The sequence below is a fragment of the Streptococcus infantis genome, from assembly GCF_047464715.1.
Taxonomy (GTDB): Bacteria; Bacillota; Bacilli; order Lactobacillales; family Streptococcaceae; genus Streptococcus; species Streptococcus infantis_S.
The window spans coordinates 463,866-481,121 of sequence record NZ_JASHBJ010000001.1; the positions used below are offsets into that span (position 1 = coordinate 463,866).

A 17,256-nucleotide genomic window follows, 5' to 3' on the forward strand; every position below is an offset into this window, starting at 1 on the left:
CGAAATGTTAAACGAATTTCCGATTTTTGACTATGAAGATATTCAGCTAATTCCTAATAAGTGTGTTCTTCAAAGTCGAGCAGAAGCTGACACACAAGTAACATTAGGGAAGCACACCTTTAAATTACCAGTTGTTCCTTCTAATATGCAAACTATCTTGGATGAAGATGTTGCAGAACAGCTTGCAAAAGGTGGTTATTTCTATATCATGCATCGCTTCGATGAAGCTGGGCGCATTCCTTTTGTGAAACGCATGCATGAAAAAGGGTTGATTGCTTCTATCTCTGTTGGTGTTAAAGATTACGAATATGATTTTGTTAGCCAATTAAAGGAAGATGCTCCAGAGTATATCACTATTGATATCGCTCATGGACATGCCGACAGTGTGATTTCAATGATTCAGCATATCAAAAAAGAATTGCCAGATACCTTTGTCATCGCTGGGAACGTTGGTACTCCAGAAGCTGTTCGTGAACTTGAAAATGCTGGAGCAGACGCTACTAAGGTCGGAATTGGTCCAGGTAAAGTATGTATTACTAAAGTCAAAACTGGTTTTGGTACTGGTGGTTGGCAGTTGGCAGCTCTTCGCTGGTGTGCTAAAGCTGCGCGTAAACCGATTATTGCCGATGGTGGTATTCGTACACACGGAGATATTGCCAAGTCAATCCGCTTTGGTGCTAGTATGGTTATGATTGGCTCACTATTTGCAGGTCATATTGAAAGTCCAGGAAAAACAGTTGAAGTCGATGGTAAACAATTTAAAGAATATTATGGTTCAGCTTCAGAATATCAAAAAGGTGCCTACAAGAATGTTGAAGGAAAGAAAATTCTTCTTCCTGCCAAAGGACATTTACAAGATACCCTAACTGAGATGGAACAAGATTTGCAAAGTTCGATTTCTTATGCTGGAGGTCGAAAGGTAGCTGATCTTAGACATGTAGATTATGTGATTGTGAAGAACTCTATCTGGAATGGAGATGCTCACTAAAAATATCATTACTTATTTATGCCGCGAATTGGTGTGGCGTTTCTACAAGGTACCGTAAATACCTAACAATGAGTAAGTCAAGAGAGATAAAAGAAGCAGAGATATCTGTTTCAATCTTTCTAAGGGGCTTACTTTGTAAGTCCCTTTTTATTTCGGAGGTTAATGTGAAATTACTAGAGGAACGTATTTTAAAAGATGGGAATATTCTAGGTGAGAATATTCTTAAGGTGGATTCCTTCTTGACCCACCAAGTTGACTATTCCTTGCTGCGTGAGATTGGTCGTACTTTTGCAGAGCATTTTAAAAATGCTGGCATTACAAAAGTTGTAACCATTGAAGCATCTGGAATTGCTCCAGCTCTATATGTTGCAGAACAATTAGATGTACCTATGATTTTTGCTAAGAAGGCAAAAAATATTACCATGAATGAAGGAATTTTAACTGCAGAAGTATTTTCTTTCACGAAACAAGTTACTAGCACTGTATCTATTGCAGGGAAGTTCTTATCTCCAGGAGATAAAGTATTAATTATTGATGATTTCTTGGCTAATGGTCAAGCAGCTAAAGGTTTGATTCAGATTATCGAGCAAGCTGGTGCTACAGTTGAGGCCGTCGGAATTGTGATTGAAAAATCCTTCCAAGATGGTCGTGAGCTGTTAGAAAAATCAGGTCATCAGGTAGTATCACTTGCTCGTTTAGAGCGTTTTGAAAATGGAAGAGTTATCTTCAAGGAGGCAGACATCTAATGAAACAACAGGAAAAACACTCACAGGCAGCCGTTCTTGGTTTGCAACACTTACTTGCTATGTACTCAGGTTCAATCCTAGTACCCATCATGATTGCAAGTGCTTTGGGGTATTCAGCTCAACAGTTGACATACCTTATCTCTACAGATATCTTTATGTGTGGGGTTGCAACTCTCCTACAATTGCAACTCAATAAACACTTCGGTGTTGGTTTGCCTATTGTTCTTGGGGTAGCCTTCCAGTCTGTTGCTCCACTTATTATGATTGGACAAAGTCATGGTAGTGGTGCCATGTTTGGTGCCTTGATTGCTTCAGGGATTTATGTTATCCTGATTTCAGGTATCTTCTCTAAGGTTGCCAATCTTTTCCCTGCAATCGTAACTGGTTCTGTTATCACAACTATCGGATTGACCTTGATTCCAGTTGCTATCGGAAATATGGGAAATAACGTTGAAAAACCAACTGGACAAAGTCTAGCCTTGGCAATGATTACTGTTCTCATCATTCTTTTGGTCAATATCTTCACAAAAGGATTTATCAAATCTATTTCGATTTTGATTGGTTTGATTGCCGGTACGATTATTGCAGCGACTATGGGCTTGGTTGATTTTTCTCCAGTAGCAGAAGCTCCACTGGTTCATATCCCAACTCCATTTTACTTCGGTGCTCCACAATTTGAGATTTCATCTATTGTCATGATGTGTATCATTGCTACTGTATCCATGGTAGAATCAACAGGTGTATATCTTGCCCTTTCTGATATTACTAAAGATCCAATTGATAGCACTCGTCTCCGTAATGGTTATCGTGCTGAAGGTCTCGCTGTTTTACTTGGTGGACTTTTCAATACCTTCCCTTATACAGGATTTTCACAAAACGTAGGTTTGGTGAAACTTTCAGGTATTCGTACTCGTTTGCCAATCTACTACGCAGCTGGTTTCCTTATCTTGCTCGGTCTTTTGCCTAAGTTTGGTGCCTTGGCACAGATTATTCCTAGTCCTGTACTTGGTGGTGCTATGCTCGTCATGTTTGGTTTTGTTTCGCTCCAAGGGATGCAAATCTTGGCTCGTGTAGACTTTGAGCACAATGAACACAACTTCCTCATTGCAGCAGTTTCTATTTCTGCTGGGGTGGGATTAAACGGAAGCAATCTCTTCAATACTTTACCGACTGAATTACAAATGTTCTTCTCAAATGGTATCGTCATTGCGAGTGCTGTAGCCATCATCTTGAATGCTATTTTGAATCGTAAAAAATAAAAATAAATGAGAAGTGATAGAAATATCCTTCTCATTTTCTTTTTTAGAGCTTGAATATTGTTTCTATAGTCCTTTTTATGGTAAAATGGTTTTATGAATGAAAGAATGAAAGAGCTCGTTGAGTTGCTCAATCGCTATGCGACGGAGTATTATACAAGTGATAACCCATCTGTATCTGATAGTGAGTATGATTGTCTTTATCGTGAACTGGTAGAGTTAGAAAAAGCTCACCCTGATCAAGTTTTACCAGAAAGTCCGACCCATCGCGTCGGAGGTAAGATTCTAGATGGATTTGAAAAATATAGTCATCAGTATCCTCTCTATAGTTTGCAGGATGCTTTTTCACGTGAAGAATTGGATGCCTTTGATGCACGTGTCCGTAAGGAATTGAATAATGTCACTTATATTTGTGAGTTGAAGATTGATGGTTTATCGATTTCCTTGACTTATGAGCAGGGAATTTTTGTTGCTGGTGCGACTCGTGGTGATGGTTCAATTGGTGAAAACATCACGGAAAATCTTAAACGAGTGAAAGACATTCCTTTATCTTTACCAGAAAAATTAGATATCACTGTTCGTGGTGAATGTTATATGCCGAGAGCTTCTTTCAATCAAGTCAATCTTGCTCGTCAAGAAAACGGCGAGTCTGAATTCGCCAATCCACGAAATGCTGCTGCAGGTACTCTTCGCCAGTTAGATACAGCAGTAGTAGCTAAGCGTAATCTTGCAACCTTCCTCTATCAAGAAGCAAGCCCTTCAACTCGGGATAGCCAAGAGAAGGTTTTGGAACATTTAGAACAATTGGGTTTTGTTGTTAATCCAAGACGCCTATTAGCACACAGCATGGATGAAGTTTGGAAGTTTATCCAAGAAGTAGGTCAAGAAAGAGACCAATTGCCTTATGATATCGACGGTGTCGTAATTAAGGTCAACGACCTAGCTGGTCAAGAGCAACTTGGATTTACAGTTAAAGCGCCTAAGTGGGCAGTCGCTTATAAGTTCCCTGCAGAAGAAAAAGAAGCAAAACTGCTTTCTGTTGACTGGACAGTAGGACGAACTGGTGTCGTAACTCCGACTGCCAATCTTACTCCGGTGCAATTGGCAGGTACAACAGTTAGTCGTGCAACGCTTCATAATGTCGACTATATCGCTGAAAAGGATATCCGCAAGGATGATACAGTCATTGTTTACAAAGCGGGTGATATCATACCAGCCGTTCTACGAGTGGTGGAGTCTAAACGTGTGTCGGAGGAAAAACTAGATATCCCAACAAACTGTCCAAGTTGTGAGAGCAAGCTGTTACACTTTGAAGATGAGGTGGCTCTTCGTTGTATAAACCCACGTTGTCCAGCTCAAATCAAGGAAGGTCTAATTCACTTCGCATCTCGTGACGCCATGAATATCTCTGGCCTTGGCCCATCAATCGTGGAGAAATTATTTGCTGCTAATTTGGTTAAGGATGTTGCAGATATTTATAGCTTGACTGTGGAAGATTTTCTCTTATTAGATGGTATCAAGGAGAAATCAGCTCAAAAACTTTATCAGGCTATTCAAACTTCTAAAGAAAATTCTGCTGAAAGACTTTTGTTTGGTTTGGGGATTCGTCATGTAGGAAGTAAGGCAAGTCAGTTGCTTTTACAAAACTTCCACTCAATCGAATCGCTAGCACAAGCCAGTCCTGAAGAAGTTGCAGGCATTGAAAGTTTGGGAAGTGTCATTGCTCAAAGTCTCCAATCTTATTTTGAGACTGAGGGCGCTAAAATACTTTTAAGAGAATTGAAAGAATTAAATGTTAATCTAGATTATAAAGGACAGGTCGTTGTAGCAGATGCTGCCTTATCAGGTCTAACAGTCGTATTGACAGGAAAACTTGAACGTCTTACTCGCTCGGAAGCTAAAAGTAAACTCGAAAATCTTGGAGCCAAGGTAACGGGTAGTGTATCGAAGAAGACGGACCTTGTGGTAGCAGGAGCAGATGCAGGTAGCAAACTCCAAAAAGCACAAGAACTTGGAATTGAGATTCGAGATGAAGCTTGGTTGGAGAGTTTATAATCATTACACACTAAAGAATGACTATCTTAGATTTCTTGCTCCAATTCGAAAATTTAAACAAGAAATTATTTTTTTAAAATTTAACAATTAGAAATTAGGGAGAACTATGTACAATTATCCTGTACTTATTCATTATCATCGTAAGGATGAGGCTTATAAAGATTGTAGTTTTAGTAAAAAGCCTCTTGATACAGTTGAGTTAGTAAAAGAAGAAGAGTATTTTGGAGAAAAATTTTCTTTAACTCAAACTAGCGAAAAAGCTATCGAAACGATGACTTTTGTAATTACAAAAGACGGTGTTTCAAAAGAGTATCCAATTCGTTTCAATTATTATCCACTTCTAACGGAAGTTTGGATTTTAGATGGAGATGACACTGTTTATTATTCTGAAAATCCAGCTATTGCAAGTCCACACTATAAAGATCAAAATCCATTTGCTTTTGATAAAGCGATTAACAGTGCCAGTTTTGATCACCATTGGGGTTACCAAGGAGAGTTGGGATACCAGGTTTCCGAAGAAGAAACAAGCTTTAAACTTTGGTCGCCAACAGCAACAACTGTACAAGTTGTAGTCTATGAATCAGCTAGCAATGACGCTCCTATCCTAAAAACGTATGAGATGAAGCGTGGAAATAGTTATTCATATAGTCACAAATATAATACAATTGGCGTTTGGAATTTGACAATTCCTGAAAGTCTTGCAGGTCGTGCCTATCAATATCAGATTGATTTTCCACATCATCAATCATTGACCCGCGATCCATATACCATCGCGACAAGTCCAGATGGCAAACGTTCAGCGATTCTTTCAAAAAATGAACGTCAAGTTGAAGGTTTTGAAGTTAAGAATGGAACGGAAGCAACTTGGCGATTAGAGAATCCTTGTCAAGCGGTTATTTACGAAATGCATATTCGTGACTTGACCAAGTCTGAAACTTCTGGTGTTTCTCCAGAATTAAGAGGAACATTCTTGGGTGCTGCACAAACTGGAACAGTTAATCACTTCGGTCAGTCTACTGCATTTGACTACATCAAAGAACTTGGTGTGAACTATGTTCAACTGCAACCAATTGCTGATCGTCACAAAGAGTATGATGCAGATGGTAATGTGACCTACAACTGGGGTTACGATCCACAAAACTACAATGCACCAGAAACCAGCATGTCTACGAATCCAAATGATCCAGGTAAAGTCATCCGCGATTTGAAGACGATGATTCAAGCTTATCATGATGCTGGAATTGGCGTCATTATGGATGTGGTATACAACCATACGTTTTCAACTGTTGATGCCCCATTCCAAACAACGGTTCCAGACTATTATTACCGAATGAACCGAGATGGAAGCTATCAAAATGGAACAGGTGTAGGAAACGAGACTGCAAGTGAACATGAAATGTTTCGTAAGTACATGATTGATTCATTACTCTATTGGGTGAATGAGTTTAATATCGATGGTTTCCGCTTTGACTTGATGGGAATCCATGACATTAAAACCATGCAGATGATCCGTTGGGCAATGGATGAAGTCGATCCTAAAATCATCCTTTATGGAGAAGGTTGGGATATGGGTACTGGTCTAGCACCTTACGATAAGGCTAAGAAAGACAATGCTTATCAGTTACCTAATATTGGATTTTTCAATGATGATCAACGTAATGCGGTTAAGGGTGCTGAAGTTTATGGTGATATCAAATCAGGCTTCGTAAGTGGTGCTGCAACTGAACCAATTGTTGCCAAAGCTATTCTTGGTAGTCGTGAACTGGGCTCTTATTTAAGCCCTAACCAGGTTGTCAACTATGTAGAAGCCCATGATAACTATAACTTGCATGATTTATTAGCGACACTTCATCCAACAGAAGACCAAGCAAGTATCATGAAAAAGGTAGAAACAGCAACTGCAATGAATCTCCTCATGCAAGGTATCTCCTTTATGGAACTTGGTCAAGAGTTTGGACGTACCAAACTGGTTCCTACAGGTGAAAACGGTGAGTTGACTCATGATGATCGCGAACGTGCTATGAACAGTTACAATGCTCCAGATGCTGTTAACCAGGTAGACTGGGACTTAATCAATGAGCGTCAGGATAGTATTGAATTTATTCGTCAGATTATAGGTCTTAAAACAAAGAGCAGTGCCTTTTCATACCCTACATACGAGGAAGTATACCGTCACGTCTTTGTTCACACAGCTATTGAAAATAGTGGCTGGATTGTCTATGAAATTCAGGAAGATGACGAGCATTACTTAGTGGTCTTTAATGCTAAAGGAGAATCCCACTATTATGAAAATGCGGGAAACCTTGAAATGCGAATCACTAATAGTCGTTCAAACCAAGAAAACACTATTGATAATGTGAGCGTTGCAGTTATGAATGTTTTAGTTTAAAAAAAAAATAAAACTCAAGATTAATCTTGAGTTTTTTATATATAAATTTGTCCTAATAAAAAATATGGAAATATTACTAAAAATAGTTGAAAATTTCAGAAAATTTGATAAAATTGTACTTAAGATACTTTATCCGAACAAAAATATTAATTTAAGAAAATAATGTTAAGTTTTTTGTGGTGTCTATTTTGCAAAATTAGGATTGAAAAAAATATTGTAAGCAATTTAATGCTACAAGAACTGAAATCAAGGTAGAATATCATTAAATACTGAAAATATAAGAAATGTCAAGATAATTATTTGAAGATTTTCTAAAAAATATTTATGATAATTCGGAAATTGGTTGAAAGTTTTCTTAAAAGATTGTATAATAGAAATATAGAAAACGCTTACAATATAAAGGGGGATTTATGGATACATTAGAAGCTTTAAGAACTTTTACAACAGGCGAAAATTTCCATCTTCAGCACTATTTGGGCGCACATCGTGAGGAGAAAGACGGGGAATGGGGTTACACATTCCGTGTTTGGGCTCCAAATGCGCAAGCTGTTCATCTAGTTGGTGATTTCACGAATTGGGTTGAAAATCAAATCCCTATGGTTCGAAATGAATCTGGAGTTTGGGAAGTTTTTACAACTTTAGCCCAAGAGGGTCAGATTTATAAATATCATATCACACGGGCTAACGGTCATCAGCTTATGAAGATTGATCCTTTAGCTGTTCGGTATGAAGCACGTCCAGGAACAGGGGCTGTTTTAACAGAAATCCCAGAAAAGAAATGGAAGGATGGACTTTGGTTAGCTCGTAGAAAACGTTTGGGATTTTTTGAAAGACCAGTTAATATCTATGAGGCTCATGCAGGCTCTTGGAAGAGAAATCCAGACGGAACTCCATACAGTTTTGCTCAATTAAAAGAAGAGTTGATTCCTTACTTAGTTGAGATGAACTACACTCATATTGAGTTTATGCCTTTGATGGCGCATCCGCTTGGTTTGAGCTGGGGCTATCAACTGATGGGGTATTTTGGTTTAGAACATTCTTACGGAAGACCAGAAGAGTTTCAAGACTTTGTTGAAGAGTGTCATTTAAACAATATCGGAGTTATTGTGGACTGGGTTCCTGGTCACTTTACAATCAATGATGATGCTCTAGCTTATTATGACGGAACACCAACTTTTGAATATCAAGACCATAACAAAGCTCATAACTATGGTTGGGGAGCATTAAACTTCGACTTAGGGAAAAACGAAGTACAATCTTTCCTAATTTCTAGCATTAAGTTCTGGATTGATTTTTATCATTTAGATGGTATTCGTGTAGATGCTGTAAGTAATATCCTTTATCTTGATTATGATAATGCACCTTGGACACCAAATAAAGACGGTGGAAATCTTAACTACGAAGGCTACTATTTCCTTCAGCGTTTAAATACTGTTATTAAGCTAGCTCACCCTGATGTCATGATGATTGCAGAAGAAAGCTCTTCGGCAACTAAAATAACAGGTCCGAAAGAGATCGGTGGTCTTGGATTTGACTACAAGTGGAACATGGGCTGGATGAATGACATTCTCCATTTCTACGAAGAAGATCCAATTTACCGCAAGTATGATTTTAACCTTGTAACCTTCAGTTTTATGTATGTCTTTAATGAAAATTATCTTCTACCATTCTCACATGATGAGGTGGTTCATGGTAAGAAGAGTATGATGCATAAGATGTGGGGAGATCGCTACAATCAGTTTGCAGGCCTGAGAAACCTTTATACTTATCAAATTTGTCACCCTGGTAAGAAATTACTCTTTATGGGTAGCGAATTCGGTCAATTCTTAGAGTGGAAATCAGAAGAGCAATTAGAGTGGTCAAACCTTGAAGATCCAATGAATGCTAAGATGAAATACTTCACATCTCAACTGAATCAACTTTATAAAGACCATCGTTGTCTTTGGGAAATTGATACAAGTTATGATGGAATTGAAATCATCGATGCTGATAATAGAGATCAAAGTGTTCTTTCCTTTATTCGTAAGGGTAAAAAAGGCGAGATGCTAGTCTGTGTCTTCAATATGGCACCGGTTGAACGTCCTGATTTTACAATTGGATTACCAGTTGCAGGTATTTACGAAGAAATTTGGAATACAGAGTTGGAACAATGGGGTGGAGTTTGGAAAGAACACAACCAAACTGTTCAAACTCAAGAAGGGTTATGGAAGGATTATGAGCAGACATTGACCTTTACTTTGCCAGCTATGGGTGCAAGTATTTGGAAAATCAAACGTCGCTTGAAACCTACAAAAAAAGAATCAAATAAATGTCAAAAAGGAGTAGAAAATGAAGAATGAAATGCTAGCTTTAATCCTTGCCGGTGGGCAAGGAACCCGTCTCGGTAAACTCACTCAAAGCATTGCAAAACCAGCAGTGCAATTTGGTGGGCGCTACCGTATCATTGACTTTGCTCTTTCTAACTGTGCCAACTCTGGTATACACAATGTTGGTGTTATCACACAGTATCAACCTCTTGCTCTTAACAATCACATCGGAAACGGTTCTAGTTGGGGTCTTGATGTAATTGATTCAGGTGTTTCTATCCTTCAACCTTACTCTGCAAGTGAAGGAAATCGTTGGTTCGAAGGTACAAGTCACGCGATTTACCAAAATATTGACTATATCGATAGCATCAATCCTGAGTATGTTTTGATTCTTTCAGGAGACCATATCTACAAAATGGACTATGATGATATGCTCCAATCGCATAAGAATAACAATGCCAGCTTGACTGTAGCTGTTTTGGATGTACCATTAAAAGAAGCTAGTCGTTTCGGTATCATGAATACAGATGCTAATAATCGCATTGTTGAATTCGAAGAAAAACCTGCCCAACCAAAATCAACTAAGGCATCAATGGGGATTTATATTTTCGATTGGAAACGTCTGCGCAATATGCTCGTTGCAGCTGAAAAGAATAATATTGACATGTCAGACTTTGGTAAGAATGTTATTCCTAACTACCTAGAGTCTGGAGAAAGTGTTTATGCCTATGAATTCAGTGGATACTGGAAGGATGTCGGCACTATCGAATCGCTTTGGGAAGCAAATATGGAATATATTTCTCCAGACAACGCTCTAGATAGTCGTAATCGTCAATGGAAAATCTATTCTCGTAACCTTATCTCTCCACCAAACTTTATTGGAGAACATGCTCATGTAGAAGATTCTCTTGTAGTAGATGGATGTTATGTAAATGGTACTGTGAAGCACTCCATTTTATCTACAGCAGCACAAGTTCGTGAAGGAGCAGAAGTTGTTGATTCTGTCATCATGAGTGGAGCAGTAGTCGGAAAAGGTGCTAAGATTAAACGTGCCATTATTGGTGAAGGTGCTATCATTGCTGATGGTGTAGAAATTGATGGAACTGAAGAAGTTGAAGTAGTCGGATATAACGAAGTAGTGGGGGTAGCAACAGATGAAGATTGATAAATATTCAGCGATTTTAGGAAACACTGTTGGTTTTCATGATATGTCAACCTTGACGAGTAATCGTCCTGTGGCGAGTTTGCCATTCGGAGGAAAGTATCGCTTGATTGACTTCCCACTCTCGAGTTTAGCAAATGCTGGTGTTCGTAGTGTCTTTGGAATCTTCCAACAAGATAATATCAGCTCAGTTTTCGACCACATTCGTTCAGGTCGCGAGTGGGGCTTGAATACACTACTTAGTCACTACTATTTAGGTATTTACAATACACGTGTAGAAAGTAGCACAGTCGGTAAAGAGTATTATCAACAACTCTTGACTTATTTAAAACGTTCTGGATCTAACCAAACTGTTTCCTTGAACTGCGATGTTTTGGTAAATATTGATCTTGCTCAGGTTTTCCATTTGCACAATACTACCAAATCTCCTATCACAGTTGTTTATAAGAAACTACCTAAGAAGGATATTTCAGAAGTAAATGCAATCCTTGATATCGATGAAACTGACCATGTACTTTCTCACAAGCTCTTTGATAAAAAATTAGACCAAAATCTTTACAACATGTCTACCGATATCTTTGTCGTTGATACCCCATGGTTGATTGAACGTCTTGAAGAAGAAGCTCAGAAAGAACATCCAGAAAAACTTCGCTATGTTCTTCGTGATTTGGCAGCTAAAGAAGGTGCTTTTGCCTACGAGTATACTGGCTATTTGGCAAATATTCATTCTGTAGAAACTTACTACCAAGCGAATATTGATATGCTTGATCAGCATAAATTCTACTCTTTGTTCTCTCCAAATCAAAAGATTCATACAAAGGTGAAAAACGAAGAACCAACTTATTATGCACCTGGTTGTGAAGTAAAAACTTCGCAGTTTGCTTCTGGTAGTATTGTCGAAGGTAAAGTTGTTCGTTCAGTTATTTCTCGTAATGTTCAAATTCATAAAGATAGCTTAGTTAAAGAATCTATTGTTTTCCCTCGTGTTATCATTGGTGAAGGCGCTCAAGTTGAGTATGCAATTATTGATAAGGGTGCTGAAGTAGCTGATGGAGTTGTTATTCGTGGTACAGCAGAAAATCCTGTTGTCATCAAAAAAGGTGAAAAAGTAACAGAGGACATTCTTTCATGAAAATTTTATTTGTAGCAGCCGAAGGAGCCCCTTTCTCTAAAACAGGTGGCTTGGGAGATGTTATTGGGGCTCTTCCAAAATCATTAGTTAAAGCTGGTCATGAAGTTGCTGTTATCCTGCCATACTATGACATGGTGGAAGCCAAGTTTGGTGATCAAATTGAAGATGTTCTTCAATTTGAAGTATACGTTGGTTGGCGTAGACAATTTTGTGGCATTAAGAAGACAGTTTTAAATGGTGTTACATTCTACTTTATTGACAACCAGTATTATTTCTTCCGTGGTCATGTGTATGGGGATTTTGATGATGGTGAACGTTTTGCCTTCTTCCAACTTGCGGCTCTAGAAGCTATGGAGCGAATCGGATTTATCCCTGATGTCCTCCATGCTCATGACTACCATACAGCTATGATCCCTTTCTTATTGAAGGAAAAATACAGATGGATACAGGCCTACCAAAACATTAAGACTGTCTTAACTATACATAATTTGGAATTCCAAGGACAATTCTCTGAAGGTATGCTTTGGGATTTGTTCCGAGTTGGTTTTGAACGCTATGCGGATGGTACTGTTCGTTGGAATGATTGCCTTAACTGGATGAAGGCTGGTATCCTCTATGCAGATCGTGTTTCGACCGTATCACCAAGCTATGCTTATGAAATTATGACACCAGAATTTGGATGTGGTTTGGATCAGATTCTTAGAATGGAGTCTGGTAAGGTTTCTGGTATTGTGAACGGGATAGATACTGATCTTTACAATCCAGAGACGGATCCTTTATTGGATTACCATTTTAATAAATCTGATCTGTCAGGAAAAGCTCAGAATAAAGCTAAACTTCAAGAAAAAGTTGGTCTTCCAGTTCGTCCCGATGTTCCAATGATTGGTATTGTGTCGCGTTTGACAAGACAAAAAGGTTTTGATGTCGTTGTTGAAGGTTTGCATCGCATGCTTCAAGAAGATGTTCAAATTGTTCTCTTGGGTACAGGTGATCCTGGTTTTGAACAAGCGTTCTCATGGTTTGGTCAAGTATTCCCAGATAAACTTTCTGCAAATATTACCTTTGATGTCAAGCTAGCACAAGAAATTTATGCAGCCTGTGATATTTTCCTCATGCCAAGTCGTTTTGAACCTTGTGGACTTTCTCAAATGATGGCTATGCGTTATGGAACATTACCACTTGTTCATGAGGTAGGCGGGTTGAGAGATACTGTCCAACCATTCAATCCAATTGAAGGAACGGGTACAGGATTTAGTTTTAATAACTTAACCTCTTACTGGCTAAATTGGGCATTACAAACAGCCTTGGATGTCTACTATAATCATCCAGATGTGTGGAAAAAACTTCAAGTACAAGCTATGGAATGTGACTTCTCTTGGGATACAGCATGTCAGTCTTATCTCGATTTGTATCACAGCTTAGCAAATTAAATAAATAAAATCGTATGATGCTTTCATACGATTTTTTGAGATGATGAAAGTATGGGGAATAAATGAATAAAGCTAGAGGACTCTGTGTCCTAGATGTTGATGGAACTTTGATAGAAGAAGAGGTTATTGATTTATTAGGGAAAGAGGCAGAGTGCGAAGAAGAAGTAGCCCTGCTAACTGCTCAAGCGATGAGAGGGGAATTAGACTTCGAAGCAAGTTTAAAAAAACGTGTTTCCCTTCTTAAAGGTATCTCTATCAATGTTTTTGATAAGATTTATCATGAACTACACCTTAGTAAAAACTCTGCCCATTTTATTAAGGTTCTTCAAAAAAATCAGATAGAAGTAGGTTTAGTATCAGGTGGATTTACCACTATCGTGGATAGATTAGCAAAAGATTTGGGGATTTCATTATATACTGCTAATCAACTGGAAATCAGAGATGATCATTTAACTGGAAATCTTATTGGCCCTATTATAAGCAGAGAAGTTAAAGAAAAAACATTGCTCAGTTGGGCTCAAGAGTTAGAGGTACCTTTCGAGAGGACAATAGCTATCGGTGATGGAGCAAATGACTTAAAAATGCTTAAAAGTGCAGGACTTGGTATAGCCTTTTGTGCCAAGGATATTGTGAAAAAAGAAATAAATCTTCAGGTAGATGAGAGAGATTTTGGGAAAGTTTTGGAAATGATAGACTTCCTTTAGATAGAAAGAGGAATCAAAATGAAAATTGTTATAGCACCTGACTCCTTCAAGGAGAGTCTTCCTGCAAAACAAGTGGCAGAAGCTATAAAAAGAGGATTCGAAAAGGCTATACCAAACGTGGAGTGTTTACTTTTACCTGTTGGTGATGGAGGTGAAGGAACAGTAGACGCCATTAAAAGTTCTCTAGGTTTGGAAGAGAAAACAGTCCAGGTAACTGGCCCTTTTGGTGATGAGGTTTTGATGTCTTACTTTCAAAAAGGTCAACTAGCTCTATTTGAAGTTGCTGATTTGGTTGGCCTTGCTAAGATACCTTATGAAAAACGAAATCCACTAGAGATTCAAACAAAGGGAATAGGTCAACTGATTCTCCATTTGATAGACCAAGGGATTAAAGATATCTACGTCGGTGTCGGTGGTACGGCTAGTAATGATGGTGGAATTGGCATTGCATCAGGACTTGGTTATCAGTTTTATGACAAAAACGGAATTGTACTTCAAGCAAATGGTCAATCTCTATTTGATATCAGTAAAATTTCGAGGGAGGGAGTGCTTCAAATTCCTTCTGATGTACATATAAAAATACTTGCAGATGTGACCAATCCACTTTGTGGGCCTCATGGTGCTACCTTCACATTTGGAAAACAAAAGGGATTGGATCCATCCAAATTTCAAGAAGTTGATGCTGCTATTAAAGACTTCTATAGTAAAATTGGACCCGAAATATTAAAATTAAATGGTGCAGGAGCAGGTGGTGGTATTGCAGCTGGCTTGTGTGCCTTCGCTGGAGCAGAGATTGTATCTGGTATTCAAACTTGTTTAGATTTGATAAACTTCGATCAAAAAGTTACTGATGCAGACCTAGTGATTGTTGGCGAGGGTAGACTGGACTCGCAAAGTCTAGCTGGAAAGGCGCCAATTGGAGTAGCAAAAAGAACACCTAGGGGTGTTCCAGTTCTTGCTATTTGTGGTAGTTTATCAGAGGATTTACCACCTTTACCATTCAAGAATATAGTCGCAGCTTTTTCCATACTTGAAAAAAGCGAACCGTTAGCAGATAGTTTTAAAAAAGCAGCTGTTTATTTAGAAAATACAGCTGCAAGTATTGCCCGAATCATGTCTTTGAGATAGAGTTAACCAAACCATTTTTTCCAGAGAGAAGTAGGAGCTTTCTGCTCTTTCTCTTGCCATAAGTCTGAAAAGGCCTTTCTGAGGTCTTTTTCTTGGGTTTGAACAGGACTATCACTGTGTATGACCATGCCGAAAGGAGAAGAGTTATGATCTTCAGAAACGATAGTTGCTTGGCATTTGTCATCTTTGGCATGTTTTAGGTAAAAGACTTGTTTATCAAATTCAACTTGAGGAGAAATTTTGACAAATAGAGGTTCAGTTTCTTTCTTTAGGGTCTCTAATATTGTTAAAAATGCCTTTTGAAATTTGTCATCATTTGCAGTGGCGAGTTCAGCGTAGCCAAGAACACGTTCTTCAAAGGTACCAAGAAAACGTCTTTGTTCGTCTGGATTTAACTTAATTCCACCATTGGCTTTTTCTAATATTTGTTTTGATACATCAGTCATAAATATAGTATATCATAAAAGTCTCTAGATAAGACGAAAAAGAAAGCGATTACTTTATAAACTTAAGGAAAATTTGCACAAAGATAACTTTTTTTCTTGAAAAAGGTATCTTTTTGATGTATCATAGAGGTGTAAAATAATTTAACTCAAAGGAGAGTAAAAAATGTCAATTATTACTGATGTTTACGCTCGCGAAGTCCTAGACTCACGCGGTAACCCAACACTTGAAGTAGAAGTTTACACTGAATCAGGTGCTTTCGGACGTGGTATGGTTCCATCAGGAGCTTCTACTGGTGAACACGAAGCAGTTGAACTTCGCGACGGTGACAAATCTCGTTACGGTGGTCTTGGTACACAAAAAGCTGTTGACAACGTAAACAACATCATCGCTGAAGCAATTATCGGCTACGATGTACGTGACCAACAAGCTATCGACCGTGCTATGATTGCACTTGACGGTACTCCTAACAAAGGTAAATTGGGTGCTAACGCAATCCTTGGTGTGTCTATCGCTGTAGCTCGTGCTGCTGCTGACTACCTTGAAATCCCACTTTACAGCTACCTTGGTGGATTCAACACTAAAGTTCTTCCAACTCCAATGATGAACATCATCAACGGTGGTTCTCACTCAGATGCTCCAATCGCTTTCCAAGAATTCATGATCGTACCTGCTGGTGCACCTACATTCAAAGAAGCTCTTCGTTGGGGTGCTGAAATCTTCCACGCTCTTAAGAAAATCCTTAAATCTCGTGGTCTTGAAACAGCTGTAGGTGACGAAGGTGGATTTGCTCCTCGTTTCGAAGGAACTGAAGATGGTGTTGAAACTATCCTTGCTGCTATCGAAGCTGCTGGTTATGTTCCAGGTAAAGACGTATTTATCGGATTTGACTGTGCATCATCAGAATTCTACGATAAAGAACGTCAAGTATACGACTACACTAAATTCGAAGGTGAAGGAGCTGCTGTACGTACTGCTGCAGAACAAATTGACTACCTTGAAGAATTGGTAAACAAATACCCAATCATCACTATCGAAGATGGTATGGACGAAAACGACTGGGACGGCTGGAAAGCTCTTACTGAACGTCTTGGTGGTAAAGTTCAATTGGTTGGTGACGACTTCTTCGTAACAAACACTTCATACCTTGAAAAAGGTATCGCAGAAGGTGCTGCTAACTCAATCCTTATCAAAGTTAACCAAATCGGTACTCTTACTGAAACATTCGACGCTATCGAAATGGCGAAAGAAGCTGGTTACACTGCTGTTGTATCACACCGTTCAGGTGAAACTGAAGATTCAACAATCGCTGACATCGCAGTTGCAACAAACGCAGGACAAATCAAGACTGGTTCACTTTCACGTACAGACCGTATCGCTAAATACAACCAATTGCTTCGCATCGAAGATCAACTTGGTGAAGTAGCTGAATACCGTGGATTGAAATCATTCTACAACCTTAAAAAATAAAATAGTTCAGTGAACTAATTAAAGCCCTTGGAGTTTTCCAAGGGCT

13 protein-coding genes and 1 riboswitch are annotated in these 17,256 nt (G+C 38.7%); of the genes, 12 read left to right on the top strand and 1 reads right to left on the bottom strand.

All coding sequences use genetic code 11. The features are described from left to right. The first annotated feature begins 4 nt into the window (after positions 1–4). From guaC to QM419_RS02435, 11 genes are all read left to right on the top strand, one after another. Positions 5–988: a GMP reductase gene (gene guaC / locus QM419_RS02385; protein WP_254724131.1), complete on the top strand. Its 984-nt coding sequence runs from the start codon at positions 5–7 to the stop codon at positions 986–988. Continuing rightward, positions 981–1,077: riboswitch (purine riboswitch) on the top strand. Its footprint overlaps the gene before it by 8 nt. 75 nt (positions 1,078–1,152) lie before the next feature. After that, entirely contained in the window at positions 1,153–1,734 is a 582-nt protein-coding gene (locus QM419_RS02390; RefSeq protein WP_178894947.1) for a xanthine phosphoribosyltransferase, read from the top strand. Then, positions 1,734–2,993 (top strand): nucleobase:cation symporter-2 family protein, encoded by a 1,260-nt coding sequence (locus tag QM419_RS02395; RefSeq protein WP_214261842.1) that lies wholly within the window; start codon positions 1,734–1,736, stop codon positions 2,991–2,993. The genes QM419_RS02390 and QM419_RS02395 overlap by 1 nt, the downstream gene beginning before the upstream one ends. A gap of 93 nt (positions 2,994–3,086) precedes the next feature. Then, on the top strand, positions 3,087–5,045 hold the full coding sequence (gene ligA, locus QM419_RS02400; RefSeq protein WP_414277758.1) for an NAD-dependent DNA ligase LigA: 1,959 nt from the start codon (positions 3,087–3,089) through the stop codon (positions 5,043–5,045). 106 nt (positions 5,046–5,151) lie between these two features. Then, complete coding sequence (pulA, locus tag QM419_RS02405) at positions 5,152–7,434, top strand: type I pullulanase (protein ID WP_414277759.1); 2,283 nt, start codon at positions 5,152–5,154, stop codon at positions 7,432–7,434. Between the two features lie 410 nt (positions 7,435–7,844). After that, entirely contained in the window at positions 7,845–9,773 is a 1,929-nt protein-coding gene (glgB, locus tag QM419_RS02410; protein WP_414277760.1) for a 1,4-alpha-glucan branching protein GlgB, read from the top strand. Next, positions 9,763–10,905, top strand: a complete 1,143-nt coding sequence (locus QM419_RS02415) for a glucose-1-phosphate adenylyltransferase (protein WP_414277761.1) — start codon at positions 9,763–9,765, stop codon at positions 10,903–10,905. Before glgB ends, QM419_RS02415 begins: the two co-directional genes overlap by 11 nt. Further along, on the top strand, positions 10,895–12,034 hold the full coding sequence (glgD, locus tag QM419_RS02420; protein WP_414277762.1) for a glucose-1-phosphate adenylyltransferase subunit GlgD: 1,140 nt from the start codon (positions 10,895–10,897) through the stop codon (positions 12,032–12,034). The genes QM419_RS02415 and glgD overlap by 11 nt, the downstream gene beginning before the upstream one ends. Beyond that, complete coding sequence (glgA, locus tag QM419_RS02425) at positions 12,031–13,464, top strand: glycogen synthase GlgA (RefSeq protein ID WP_414277763.1); 1,434 nt, start codon at positions 12,031–12,033, stop codon at positions 13,462–13,464. Before glgD ends, glgA begins: the two co-directional genes overlap by 4 nt. A gap of 62 nt (positions 13,465–13,526) precedes the next feature. Next, positions 13,527–14,168, top strand: a complete 642-nt coding sequence (gene serB / locus QM419_RS02430; RefSeq protein ID WP_414277764.1) for a phosphoserine phosphatase SerB — start codon at positions 13,527–13,529, stop codon at positions 14,166–14,168. An 18-nt stretch (positions 14,169–14,186) separates the two neighbouring features. Continuing rightward, positions 14,187–15,296: a glycerate kinase gene (locus tag QM419_RS02435; protein WP_414277765.1), complete on the top strand. Its 1,110-nt coding sequence runs from the start codon at positions 14,187–14,189 to the stop codon at positions 15,294–15,296. A 2-nt stretch (positions 15,297–15,298) separates the two neighbouring features. On the opposite strand, the gene QM419_RS02440 is transcribed toward QM419_RS02435, so the two are convergent. After that, complete coding sequence (locus QM419_RS02440) at positions 15,299–15,742, bottom strand: DUF1694 domain-containing protein (RefSeq protein WP_414277766.1); 444 nt, start codon at positions 15,740–15,742, stop codon at positions 15,299–15,301. A gap of 163 nt (positions 15,743–15,905) precedes the next feature. Here QM419_RS02440 and eno point away from each other — a divergent pair, with 163 nt between their 5' ends. Further along, positions 15,906–17,210, top strand: a complete 1,305-nt coding sequence (eno, locus tag QM419_RS02445) for a surface-displayed alpha-enolase (RefSeq protein ID WP_006151137.1) — start codon at positions 15,906–15,908, stop codon at positions 17,208–17,210. The last annotated feature ends 46 nt before the right edge of the window (positions 17,211–17,256 follow it).

Coding starts and splice junctions, on each gene's coding strand:
- guaC (WP_254724131.1), top strand. CDS start 5: ATGTTAAACGAATTTCCGATTTTTGACTATGAAGATATTCAGCTAATT.
- QM419_RS02395 (WP_214261842.1), top strand. CDS start 1,734: ATGAAACAACAGGAAAAACACTCACAGGCAGCCGTTCTTGGTTTGCAA.
- ligA (WP_414277758.1), top strand. CDS start 3,087: ATGAATGAAAGAATGAAAGAGCTCGTTGAGTTGCTCAATCGCTATGCG.
- pulA (WP_414277759.1), top strand. CDS start 5,152: ATGTACAATTATCCTGTACTTATTCATTATCATCGTAAGGATGAGGCT.
- glgB (WP_414277760.1), top strand. CDS start 7,845: ATGGATACATTAGAAGCTTTAAGAACTTTTACAACAGGCGAAAATTTC.
- QM419_RS02415 (WP_414277761.1), top strand. CDS start 9,763: ATGAAGAATGAAATGCTAGCTTTAATCCTTGCCGGTGGGCAAGGAACC.
- glgD (WP_414277762.1), top strand. CDS start 10,895: ATGAAGATTGATAAATATTCAGCGATTTTAGGAAACACTGTTGGTTTT.
- glgA (WP_414277763.1), top strand. CDS start 12,031: ATGAAAATTTTATTTGTAGCAGCCGAAGGAGCCCCTTTCTCTAAAACA.
- serB (WP_414277764.1), top strand. CDS start 13,527: ATGAATAAAGCTAGAGGACTCTGTGTCCTAGATGTTGATGGAACTTTG.
- QM419_RS02435 (WP_414277765.1), top strand. CDS start 14,187: ATGAAAATTGTTATAGCACCTGACTCCTTCAAGGAGAGTCTTCCTGCA.
- QM419_RS02440 (WP_414277766.1), bottom strand. CDS start 15,742: ATGACTGATGTATCAAAACAAATATTAGAAAAAGCCAATGGTGGAATT.
- eno (WP_006151137.1), top strand. CDS start 15,906: ATGTCAATTATTACTGATGTTTACGCTCGCGAAGTCCTAGACTCACGC.